The organism is Pseudomonas sp. HMSC08G10, assembly GCF_001808425.1.
Lineage (GTDB): Bacteria > Pseudomonadota > Gammaproteobacteria > Pseudomonadales > Pseudomonadaceae > Aquipseudomonas > Aquipseudomonas guariconensis.
Window position 1 is genome coordinate 56,285 of record NZ_KV793321.1, and the last position, 11,455, is coordinate 67,739.

Sequence of the window (11,455 nt, forward strand, 5' to 3'; positions counted from 1 at the left end):
ATCGCGATTGGGCCCCTGGCGCCGCCAGAATGCTTAGAACGAGGTGCGCAATCCCACCTGTACGCTACGTCCAGGCGCTGGTGCAATGTCCCGCAGGATCGAGCTGGCATAGCGCACGGTCTGGTCGGTCAGGTTTTCTCCGCGCACGAATACCAGCCAGTCGCTCTGACCGATATCGAAGCGGTAGCCCAGGCTGGCGCCGAGGGTGGTGTAGCCGTCGGTACTGGTCTCGTTGGCGGGTTTGCGGTGCTGCGAGGCCGCGTGCTGCACGTCGACCCGCGCTTGCCAGCGATCCCGCTCCCAGAGCAAACCGCTGTTCAGGCGTAGCGGCGCGATACGCGGCAGAGGCTCGCCGCTGTCAAGGTTCTTGGCGCGGGTGTAATCGCCTGAGAGCTCCAGTGCGAAGCTGCCGTAGCGGTTTTCGGCCAACTGCCAGCGGTCTTGGGCTTCGATGCCATAGAAGCGGGCGCGCACGCCTTGGTACAGGTATTCGGGCAGTTCGCTGTGGTCGTGATCGTGATCGTGATCATCATGGTCGTGGTCATGACCTTCGCGCAGGTTGCCGGTGCCGATCAGGCCGATGTAGTTGCGAAAATGGCTGTAGAACACGCCCACGCTGCCCTTGTGGGGGCCATTGTCGAAGCGCAGGGCCAGGTCGGTGGAAACGGCTTTCTCCTTGTTCAGATTCGGGTCGCCCACTTCGAAGGCGCCCGTGGCTACGTGTGCGCCGTTGGCGTACAACTCGTAGAAGGTCGGGGCGCGCTCGGTGTAGGCGAGGTTCGCGGCCAGCGACCAGACCGGGTCGAGTTGGTACACCGCGCCGGACGAGAGACTTGCGGCAGTGAAGCTTTGCGAGTTGTCGGCACTGGCAAAGGTGGCGTTGCCCTTGGCATCCGGATCGATGCGGGTGTGTTCCAGACGCGCGCCGAGGCTCAGGTTCAAGCGCTCGCTGGTCTGCCATTGTTCGAGCATGAACAGCGCCAGGCTGTCGGTGTCGGTGTGGGGGACGAACGCTTCCTCGCCCAGGGCGGAGAATTCGTTGCGGCTGATTTGCGCGCCCAGGACGCCCTCGACGGGGCCGAAGGGCTGGTGGCGTGCTTCGATCCGCGCCTCGTAGCCTTTGTTCTTGAATGTGGTGTGGACTTCGCCGCTTTCGATCTCGCGGTGCTGGTAATCGGTGTAGCCCGCATCGACTTTGATCGAGCTGAACGGGCCTTCGAGGTCGCGCAGCTCGCTGGCAAAACCATAGTGATCCTGCTGCATGTCCAGGCGGACCCCGGGCTCTGCGACCGAGCCGTAGTTACTGTCGTAGCGACTGTAAGAAAGGCCGGTGTAGCCGTGGTCCCAATGGTACGCACCGCCGATGGCGCCGCCATCCTGGCGTCCGTCGCTATTTTCCAGTCGATGACGGCTGCCGGGTTCATCGCTGTCGCGCACTTTCGAGCTGCGGGCATAGCCTGGGATACGCAGGTCGTTGAACTGGCGGCTGTTGGCGTCCAGGTGCAAGGCGAAAGCCCCATTGCCGGCCTCCAGCTTGCCGGCGCTGCTGCGGGTGGTGTCGGCGCCGCCGTAGCGCAGCTCGCCGGCGCCGTGGATCCCCTCGATGGGCGAGTCGGGAATGCGGTTGTCGAAGGTGTTGACCACACCGCCGATGGCATTGCCGCCGTAGAGCAGGGCGGCCGGGCCGCGGACGATTTCGATGCGTTCGACGTTGACCGGATCCAGCGGGACGGCGTGGTCATAGGACAGCGATGAAGCATCCAGTGCGCCCACGCCGTTGCGCAGGATGCGGATCCGGTCGCCATCCAGGCCGCGGATCACCGGGCGACTAGCGCCGGGACCGAACCAGGTCGAAGCGACGCCGGGCTGTTTGTTGAGGGTCTCGCCCAGGCTGCCTTGCTGTTGATGCAGCAGGTCGTCGCCTTGTAGCACCGTGTTGGGCGCGGCGAATTGGCGATTGCCCAAAGGGTTGGCGGTGATGACCTGGGGTTCCAGTTCCACGGCCTGGCTGGGCATGGAGGCCAGCCAGAGGGCGGCAGCGAGGGGGGAGAGGCGCAGCGACATGTGACGCATGGGGTGTGACGTTCCTTGGCAGAGAGCTTTATTGTTACAATATAACATCTCTATTGCAGCACAAGGGTTCACGCTTTGGCCAGCGCATTTGTGCAAATGCATCTCGCAATGCCGAATCAGCGCCGCCTGTCACTACACTCGTGTAAGGTGCGCATCTTTACCCGCGGGAGCACAGGCATGAGCACGGCCCAACACAACGCGCTGCACGGCAAGACGCTGGAGCAGATCCTCACCGAGCTGGTGGCCCACTACCAATGGCAAGGCCTGGCCGAGCGCATCGACATTCGTTGCTTCAAGAGCAACCCGACCATCAAGTCGAGCCTGACCTTCCTGCGCAAGACGCCCTGGGCGCGGGAGAAGGTCGAGCAGCTCTACGTGAAACTCCAGCGGGCTGGCTGATGCCGCGTCATTCCTGGCTGACCTTCGCCGCGTGGCTCGGCTGGACGGGCCTGGCGATACAGGTCTACCTGGTGTTGTGGGCCCGCTGGGAGGAGCAGGCCAGCCTGATCGGCGGTCTGGTGAATGTGTTTGGTTACTTCACGGTGCTGACCAATACCCTGGTCGCGACAGTGCTCAGCTATGCGGCGTTTGGCCGGGCATCGTGTGCGCAGCGGTTCTTCCTTTCGCCCGTGGTGGGTTCCGGCATCACCGCGAGCATCGTGCTGGTCGCGCTCGCCTACAGCGTGCTGCTGCGCCATCTGTGGCAACCCCAGGGCTGGCAATGGGTGGCCGATGAATTGCTGCACGATGTGATGCCGCTGGTATGCGTGCTGTATTGGTGGCGTGTGGTGCCCAAGGGCAGCTTGCGGCTGTGGCACTTGGCGGCGTGGACCCTGTACCCAGCAATGTATTTTGCCTATGCCTTGTGGCGAGGGCGGGAGATCGGCGTTTATGCGTACCCGTTCATCGATGTCGCGAGTCTTGGCTATGGGCAGGTGCTGCTCAATGCCTTGGGCGTGCTTGTGGGATTCTGGGGGATCGGGTTGGTGTTGGTCGGGGTGGATCGCTGGCGGGGGCGTCGGTCGACGCAGGCCTGTTGAGGCAGTGTCGACCCGTTCGCGGGTAACCCTACTCCCACAGGTACAGCGGTGTTCCCTATAGCAGCGGAGTACCTGCGCAACCGGGTTTACCTGCGAAGAAGACGCTACAGAGCATGCCAGTTGTACCTGCAACGCATGAGCTGCAGAACATCATTCGTCATCGGCACTGCCGTCATGGCGCCAGTAGGCCGCAGCTTTCAGCGCATCGTCCTTCACACCTTTTTCCAGCAGCAATGCCTTGGCCTGGCGGGTCAGGGTCTTTTCCAATGCAACCCAGGCGTACAGCGCACCGGGCGGCAGCGCCAGTTGCTCGAGCATGGCCAACAGGTCGTCCTGGTGGCGATGCACCCAGATCACCTCGACTTGCGCCTTGCTCGGCAATGGCTGCTGCTCCTGCTCGTCTTCGATCTGGATCAGCGCCAGCACCCGGCGGCCAGCAGGCAATTCTTCGAGACGTCGACCGATGGCGGGGATCGCGGTTTCGTCGCCGATCAGCAGGTAGCTGTCGAATATGTCCGGCACCACCATCGAGGCGCGTGGGCCGGCGATGTCCAGGGTTTGGCCCGGTGCAGCCTGCGCCGCCCAGGTGGATGCCGGGCCATCGCCATGTAGCACGAAATCGATATCCAATTCATTGACCACCAGGTCGATGCGTCGGGGCGTGTACTCGCGCATGGTCGGACGAGCGCCACCATCGCGACCGAGATTGCGGGCGTCGATGGCCTGTTGCTCTTCGGGGGAGAGGGCGAATAGCAGCTTGATGTGATCATCGCTGCCCACGCTGGTGAAGCCTTGCAGTTCTGTGCCGCCCAAGGTGATGCGGCGCATGCGCGGAGTCAGGTCGGTGACCCGCAGCACCTGCAGGCGGCGTTGGCGGATCTCATGGTTGATGCGATGGATCGTATCGCTCATGGGGTGTTCTCCGTAACAGCCTCGGTGGGGCCTGAGGCGATGGCCTTGGCAGTGTCGTTGAGCAGGGTGCGTACCCGCTCGATCTCCTCGAGCGTCCAGCGACCGCTATGCATGTGCAGGGCGTGACGCAGGTTACCGACTGCTTCGTGGATCTCTGGCGGGCGATCGTGCCCACGCAGGGCGCGTTTGCTGACTTCGATGCGCATACGCACGCCATCGAGCGCCACAGCCTGCTCGGCCAAGGCCTCACGCCCCGCTTCGGTGATGACGTAGAGGCGCTTGCTGCCCTGGACCTGGCCGGTGATCAGCTCGGCTTCCTCGAGAAAATTCAGGGTCGGGTAGATGACCCCCGGGCTTGGGGTATAGCTGCCGTCAAACAGGCTTTCGATCTGGCGGATCAGGTCATAACCGTGACCGGGCTGATCGGCCAGCATCGACAGCATCAGCAGCTTCAGATCGCCAGGGGCGAAGACCCGCGGGCCACGCTCGCCGCGGGAGGGGCGGCGTTCGAAGGGGTCGTGTGGGACGTGGTCGCGCATGGAGAGTCGGTTCCGTGTGTTTCGATATATCGCAAGATATTACTCAAGATATATCTAAACACAAGCACCAAAATGCGGATGATTCTTATCTGTGTTTTCGATGAGTCGCTGCGTCACGGCGTATGCATCGCCACCTCCGGGGCCTTGCATTCGGTGGCGCTGCCGGGCTCCAGATACGGCATGAGAATCGGCGCCATCCCCTTGAGCACCTGCACCGGCAAGGCCGAGGTAAACGTGAACGCCTCGGCCGAACGCCCCGGGACGAAGGCGGTCAGGGTGCCGAAGTGGTTCTCGCCGAGGAAGAACACGAACGTGGCGGTACGGTTGAGCGAGCGCGAACCGATCAGGCGGCCCCCAGCACCGAAGCTTTCGATGCGGTTGTCGCCGGTGCCGGTCTTGCCGCCCATCACCAGCGACGTGCCGTCATGCAGCTTGAAGCTGCCGGAGATCCGCCGCGCGGTACCGGCATCCACCACCTGCGACATCGCGCCCTTCAGGGCCCTGGCCACTTCCACCGGAAGGATCCGCTGGCCGCGGTCCGGGTCGCTGATCAGCTTGGTTTCGTAGGGAGTGTTTGCGGCAAAGTGCAGGGTGTCGATGCGCAAGGTCGGCAGGCGAACGCCGTCGTTCTGGATGATCCCGACCAGCTCGGAAAGTGCGGCCGGGCGATCGCCGGAACTGCCAATGGCGGTGGCCAGCGACGGCACCAGATGATCGAACGGATAGCCCACGCGCTTCCAGCGTTGGTGAATATCCAGGAAGGCTTCGATCTCGACCATGGTCCGGATGCGGCTGTCGCGGGCGCCCTGATGGCGGCTCTTGAACAGCCAGCTGTAGACCTCCTGGCGCTCGAATCGGCTGGCGTTGACCATCTCGGTGAGCGAGGCTCCGGGGTTCTTGAGCAGGTAGCCCAGCAGCCACAGGTCCAACGGGTGCACTTTGGCGATGTAGCCCTGATCGGGCAGGTCGTACTTGCCGGGCCCATAGGCCTCGTACATCTCCGACAGACGACCATCGGTGAGCTTGGCCAGGGCCTTCTTGTCATTGGCGCTATGGGCGCGGACGAAGGCGTTGAAGGTTTCCTGTCCGGCCTCCGGGAACAGGTAGCGGTGCACGGCGGCCAGGCGCTGCGGGGTGACGCGCATGCTGTCGAGGAAGGTGTCCAGGCGCTGCTGGGAGGTCTTGCGCTGGTACTTTTTCCAGAACCGCATCAGGTAGTTGGTGCCTTCCTTGTCGGCAAAACGCGCCAGGTATTCCTGGCGCCGTGGGTCGGAATCGTCCTTGAGCAGCGGCTCGCGGTTGAACGGCTGCTGATAGGTGACATAGCGCACCAGGTCGCGCATCAGGCGGATGAACGGCAAGTTGATCGACTCGCGCAGGGCGATCTTGAGGGTCGGGTTACGGCTGTTGTCTTCCTTGCGGAAGTTGTTGAACACGTGCATGCCGCCGCCGGTGAAGAAGGCTTCGCCGGTGTTGGCCGAGTACTTGCGCTCCAGTGCTGCGTCGAGCATGGCATCCAGGCTCTGGTCCTTGGGGTTTTGCATCAGCCATTCGAGCGACCATTGAGTGATGCGGTCGAGCTCGGCCACCGGGACCTTCTTGAGCTCCGCGGCAGGCTTGCCGGCGTACTTGTCGTGGAGTTCGGCGATGATTTCCAAGTAGGTGGTCAGTACCCGCAGCTTGGCTGTGGAGCCCAGCTCCAGCTTGCTGCCTTCGTTGATGTCGAAGGGCTGGTCGGTGCTGTCGGTCTGCACCCGTACCCGCGAGCCATCGGCGGTGCGCTCGAACAAGGTGAAGCTGTAGCGCACCTGGTCGGTGGTTTTGGTCGTGAGCAGTCGTTCGCCGATCAGGCCCATCTGGGCAGCGAACTCAGGGTCGGAAAGGTTTTTCAGGTACTGGCTGACCTGCATCTGCAAATCGGCCTGCAAGGTGCTGGTGGCCGAGACGTCGAGACGGTCGAGGTCGTAAAGCGGCCGGTTGAGCATGGCTGCCAGGCGGTTGCGGGCCAGGCTGATACCCTTGTTGGTAATGATCGGCACGATGGTCGGCTGGGCCACCCAGTCGCGGTACACCGCCTTGCTGGCCAAGGCGGCATCGGCCAGGGGACGGTCGATCACACCGTTGGCGGCGAGCACGCGAATGTGCGCGTCGGTGAGCTCGGCCAGCTCCACCCGGCCCTTGGTCAGGTAATGGGAGGGCCGGCGCTGGGCGATCATTAACGACAGTACTTGGCGCAAGGCCAGGCCGCGCGCTGCCATGGAGTCCGGGTCGGTGGCGGTACCGGCCAGCGCCTGGTTGACCTGGTCGAAATCGGCGCCATACCAGACCCGCAGCCCTTCGGCCATGCCATGAACCTCACCGTGGCCCGGCACGGCCGACAGCGGCACGCTGTTGAGGTAGTCGCGCACGATGCGTTCACGCGCCACCGTGGTATCCGGCCCGCCTTGGTAGGCGCGCACGCTGGCGGAAATCATCTGGCGGATCTTCTCGGAGCCGGACACGGTCAAGCCGTCGGGGGAGTGGCGATACTTTTCCAACTGCGTGGCCAACGTACTGCCGCCAGCCGACTGGCCGGGCAGGGCAAGGTACTTGGCCACCTGGCTGTAGGCGGCCTTGGCAAAGCGCGGCCAGTCCACCGCCGGGTTATTGCGTGGGTCTTGCGGGTCGAGCAGGTCGCGGTTTTCGATGAACAATAAGCTGTTGACGATGATCGGCGGGATCGAGGCGAAATCCGGGTACAGGTGCTGCGGGTAGTTGTAGTGGTACAGGTCCTGGCCGCGGCAGTCGGTAATCGACAGGCCGGCCTGGATTTTCTCCACGTAGGGAACGAAAAGGCCATGCTCGACGTAGTTCATCAGCGCCGGCGAGAAGCGCACTTGCTGGCTGATCAGGTAGTCGCGCTTGAGCAGTCGTGGCAGGAACTCGCCCAGTGCGCTGTAGCCCAGACGCTTGTCGAAGGGGCCGTCGCCCGGGTAGATGATCGCATCGCTCGGGCCAGGCTCCAGGGAGTAGGTGAGGGTGCCGGCCAGACGGCTGAATTCCCTGGATTGCAGCTTGGAGGTGCGCATTTCGTCGTAGGCGGCAAAGCCGATGACGATGGCAGCGAGCAGCACGATGAGCACGATGAGCCGCCACCATAGGCGACGCTGGCGGGGAGTCTTTGGTAGTGGCGCTTCAGCCGGAGAGGTTTCGGGTGCTTCCGTTCTGGTTGGTTCCGATTGCCACAGTGCGCCCATAGTCTTCAATCCGGCCAGGTACTTTTCGTCTTGCTTGTCTGAAGCTTAGACGTTAGGCGGGGTTGGTGAAAAAATTGTAAGAAGCCTCGCAAGCTGGAGTCGGAATATCCGCCTTTGGTGCAGCTTCCATTCTGCGGCAATGTTGCTATGGTAGCCGCCCCATTCTCCTCGAGAGGGGGGCGAGAGGGATTTCTCTCTTCCGCGAAAGGGATTTTGGTCCAGAACTCTCTCCAAATTTCCCTGTTTATATAGTGAAAAGCCCTGCGGGCGGATTCCTATACTGCTCGACCCCTTCGTCCGCCGGATTCGGTGGACAGGCGGGCCCACAAGGCTCACTTGGCAAGACGACGCCACGCCCATCGGCATGGCCGGCGCTGCACGAAGGTCATATCCAATAACAAAATGAGGTTGTATTGCTATGCCAGTCGGCAACCACCCTGCCCATGGTGAGACCGCCCAGGGCGGCCCACTCAAGCGCGAGCTGGGCGAACGGCACATCCGTCTGATGGCGCTGGGCGCCTGTATCGGTGTAGGCCTGTTCCTCGGTTCGGCCAAGGCCATCGAAATGGCCGGTCCTGCGATCATGCTTTCCTACATCATCGGTGGCCTGGCCATCCTGGTGATCATGCGCGCGCTCGGCGAAATGGCCGTTCACAACCCTGTCGCCGGCTCCTTCAGCCGCTATGCCCAGGATTACCTCGGCCCGCTGGCGGGCTTCTTGACCGGCTGGAACTACTGGTTCCTGTGGCTGGTAACCTGCGTGGCGGAAATCACGGCCGTGGCCATCTACATGGGCATCTGGTTCCCTGACGTACCCCGCTGGATCTGGGCCTTGGCAGCACTGGGCAGCATGGGGGCGATCAACCTGATCGCGGTCAAGGCGTTCGGCGAGTTCGAGTTCTGGTTTGCCCTGATCAAGATCGTCACGATCATTGCCATGGTCCTGGGCGGCATCGGCATCATCGCCTTCGGTTTCGGCAACGATGGCGTGGCGATGGGCATCTCCAACCTGTGGAGCAACGGCGGCTTCATGCCCAACGGTGTGACCGGCGTGCTGATGTCGCTGCAGATGGTCATGTTCGCCTACCTGGGCGTCGAGATGATCGGCCTGACTGCCGGCGAAGCACGCAACCCGCAAAAGACCATTCCCCAAGCCATCGGCTCGGTGTTCTGGCGCATCCTGCTGTTCTATGTGGGCGCGTTGTTCGTGATCCTGTCGATCTACCCGTGGAGCGAAATCGGCAGCCAAGGCAGCCCGTTCGTGATGACCTTCGAGCGTCTGGGCATCAAGACTGCCGCTGGCATCATCAACTTCGTGGTGATCACTGCGGCGTTGTCCTCATGTAACGGCGGCATCTTCAGCACTGGGCGCATGCTCTACAGCCTGGCGCAAAATGGTCAGGCTCCTGCGGCTTTCGCCCGTACTTCCAAGAGCGGCGTGCCGCGCAATGCGCTGCTGTTGTCGATCGGCGCGTTGCTGCTGGGCGTGCTGGCCAACTACCTGGTACCTGAGAAGGTGTTCGTCTGGGTGACTTCGATCGCCACCTTCGGTGCGATCTGGACCTGGGTGATGATCCTGCTCGCCCAGCTCAAGTTCCGCGCCGGTCTCTCCACCGCTGAGCGTCAGGGCCTGAAGTACCGCATGTGGCTGTGGCCGCTGAGCTCCTACCTGGCCTTGGCCTTCCTAGTGTTGGTGGTCGGCCTGATGGCCTACTTCGAGGACACTCGCGTGGCCCTGTACATCGGCCCGGCGTTCCTGGTGTTGCTGACAGTGCTGTACTACGCGTTCCGCCTGGCGCCGAAAGAGACGCAGGGCGTGACAAGTACCGCCTCCTGACGAACGAAGCCCCGGCCAGCGCCGGGGCTTTGTTTTTCGACTGTTGTGCTGAGCGTCAATGGCTTGTGGAACTGACCGTTGCCCTTTTGCTGGCTGGCAAACGCGCACGCCGCTGACGGCGAAGCAGGCCTTCTGCCAATACCATCAGGCTCACACCCAGCAGCGCCAGATCCTTGATCAGAAAGCTGCCGGCGCGGTTGAGCCAAGGGAAACCACCTGACGCGACCTCCCAGATCGGCACGGCAAGCATGATCGACAGCGTCGTGGCGAAGGTGAGCGCGCAAAGCCCTCCACCGGCAATGGCGGCTTTGGTCGACCATCGGCTGGCCAAGACCAGCACGGCGGCCAATATTTCCACTACCCCCAGCAAGTAGGATGTCCCTGCCTCGCCAAACACGGCATACAACCAGCTCAGCCAAGGTGTCTGGCTGATGAGCGGTTTGAGGGCTTGTACTTCGATCGATGTGAATTTGAGCAGGCCGATCATCAACATCGGCATGACAACGCCCAGCACGGCGATCTGCCTGGCGAGCGCCAGCAGACGCTGAGGCCTGGAGACCGAGCAGGTTTCTGGAAAGTTTGGATTGTTGGTCGACGACATGATGTGCACTCCTGAATGAGAGGCATCGAGCATGTCGGGCATTGATTAACGACTATTTAATGGGTGGGTAGGAGGCGGCTCGGCGCATTGTAGGACATTGCTCTAAATCACCCGATGTGCCTGGCCCAGCGCAGGCACATCAAATGAGGAGAGCTTCAGGCGGCGACCTCGGTGTGCGGCTCGAAACTGTCTGCCCGGGCCATCTGCCACATGCGCGAATAGAACTGTCCGTTCACCTCGCCGGTGAGCAATTCGCCCGGCTTGAGGAACACATGCATCTGCGAGAACAGTTTGATTTCGGTGGCGGAGATACGTCGAACCAAGTGCTTGGCCTCCAGCTGCGCCGGATGCTCCAGGCCTGCCGCAGCCAGCATTTCGGCCAACGCGCGCAGCGTGTTGTGGTGGAAATTGAGTACCCGCTGGGCTTTGTCCGGCACCACCAGGGCGCGCTGACGCAGGGCGTCCTGGGTGGCCACACCAGTGGGGCATTTGTTGGTGTGGCAGCTCTGGGACTGGATGCAGCCAATGGCGAACATGAAACCCCGGGCCGCATTGGCCCAGTCGGCGCCGATGGCCAGAACGCTGGCGATGTCGAAGGCGCTGACGATCTTGCCGCTGGCGCCGAGCTTGATCTTGTCGCGCAGGTTCAGCCCCACCAACGTGTTGTGCACGAACAGCAAGCCTTCGCGCAGCGGCACGCCAATATGGTCGGTGAACTCCACAGGTGCAGCACCTGTGCCGCCTTCCTTGCCGTCGACGACGATGAAGTCCGGCAGGATGCCGGTCTCGAGCATGGCCTTGGCGATGCCCATGAACTCCCAAGGGTGGCCCAGGCAGAACTTGAAGCCTACCGGCTTGCCGCCGGACAGCTCACGTAAGCGGGCGATGAACTGCATCATCTCGATGGGCGTGGAGAAGGCGCTGTGGCGTGAAGGCGAGATGCAGTCCTCACCCATCAGGACGCCGCGGGTCGCAGCAATCTCTTCGGTGACCTTGTGCTTGGGCAGGATGCCGCCATGGCCGGGCTTGGCGCCCTGGCTCATCTTGATCTCGATCATGCGCACTTGCGGGTTGCGCGCCTGCTCGGCGAAACGTTCGGGGTCGAAGCGCCCGTCCGGGGTGCGGCAACCGAAGTAGCCTGAGCCCAGCTCCCAAACCAGGTCGCCGCCATTTTCGCGGTGGTAAGGGCTGATGCTGCCTTCGCCGGTGTCGTGGGC

9 protein-coding genes are annotated in these 11,455 nt (G+C 62.7%); 3 read left to right on the plus strand and 6 right to left on the minus strand.

What is annotated here, in order from left to right:
* Positions 1 to 33: 33 nt before the first annotated feature.
* Entirely contained in the window at positions 34 to 2,073 is a 2,040-nt protein-coding gene (locus HMPREF3173_RS17500; RefSeq protein ID WP_070574947.1) for a TonB-dependent receptor, read from the minus strand.
* Between the two features lie 177 nt (positions 2,074 to 2,250).
* On the opposite strand from HMPREF3173_RS17500, the gene HMPREF3173_RS17505 reads away from it, so the two are divergent.
* Both HMPREF3173_RS17505 and HMPREF3173_RS17510 read left to right on the plus strand, forming a co-directional pair.
* Positions 2,251 to 2,472, plus strand: coding sequence for a VF530 family protein (locus tag HMPREF3173_RS17505; RefSeq protein WP_043206489.1), 222 nt, complete (start codon positions 2,251 to 2,253; stop codon positions 2,470 to 2,472).
* The gene (locus tag HMPREF3173_RS17510) at positions 2,472 to 3,113 is read left to right on the plus strand and encodes a Pr6Pr family membrane protein (RefSeq protein ID WP_070574951.1); all 642 of its coding nucleotides are present in this window, start codon (positions 2,472 to 2,474) and stop codon (positions 3,111 to 3,113) included. Before HMPREF3173_RS17505 ends, HMPREF3173_RS17510 begins: the two co-directional genes overlap by 1 nt.
* 150 nt (positions 3,114 to 3,263) lie before the next feature.
* Here HMPREF3173_RS17510 and HMPREF3173_RS17515 read toward each other — a convergent pair whose 3' ends face one another.
* The 3 genes from HMPREF3173_RS17515 to HMPREF3173_RS17525 all read right to left on the minus strand — a co-directional run bounded on the left by HMPREF3173_RS17515 (position 3,264) and on the right by HMPREF3173_RS17525 (position 7,800).
* Entirely contained in the window at positions 3,264 to 4,025 is a 762-nt protein-coding gene (locus HMPREF3173_RS17515; protein ID WP_070574954.1) for a siderophore-interacting protein, read from the minus strand.
* On the minus strand, positions 4,022 to 4,564 hold the full coding sequence (locus tag HMPREF3173_RS17520; RefSeq protein ID WP_070574957.1) for a PadR family transcriptional regulator: 543 nt from the start codon (positions 4,562 to 4,564) through the stop codon (positions 4,022 to 4,024). Before HMPREF3173_RS17520 ends, HMPREF3173_RS17515 begins: the two co-directional genes overlap by 4 nt.
* 113 nt (positions 4,565 to 4,677) lie before the next feature.
* Positions 4,678 to 7,800 (minus strand): biosynthetic peptidoglycan transglycosylase, encoded by a 3,123-nt coding sequence (locus HMPREF3173_RS17525; RefSeq protein ID WP_070574961.1) that lies wholly within the window; start codon positions 7,798 to 7,800, stop codon positions 4,678 to 4,680.
* Between the two features lie 418 nt (positions 7,801 to 8,218).
* On the opposite strand from HMPREF3173_RS17525, the gene HMPREF3173_RS17530 reads away from it, so the two are divergent.
* The gene (locus HMPREF3173_RS17530; RefSeq protein ID WP_070574965.1) at positions 8,219 to 9,637 is read left to right on the plus strand and encodes an amino acid permease; all 1,419 of its coding nucleotides are present in this window, start codon (positions 8,219 to 8,221) and stop codon (positions 9,635 to 9,637) included.
* Between the two features lie 55 nt (positions 9,638 to 9,692).
* Here HMPREF3173_RS17530 and HMPREF3173_RS17535 read toward each other — a convergent pair whose 3' ends face one another.
* Both HMPREF3173_RS17535 and HMPREF3173_RS25130 read right to left on the minus strand, forming a co-directional pair.
* On the minus strand, positions 9,693 to 10,280 hold the full coding sequence (locus tag HMPREF3173_RS17535) for a YkgB family protein (RefSeq protein ID WP_218188854.1): 588 nt from the start codon (positions 10,278 to 10,280) through the stop codon (positions 9,693 to 9,695).
* A gap of 113 nt (positions 10,281 to 10,393) precedes the next feature.
* Positions 10,394 to 11,455 (minus strand): FMN-binding glutamate synthase family protein (locus tag HMPREF3173_RS25130; RefSeq protein WP_256544528.1); only part of this gene is annotated, 1,062 nt, incomplete at its 5' end.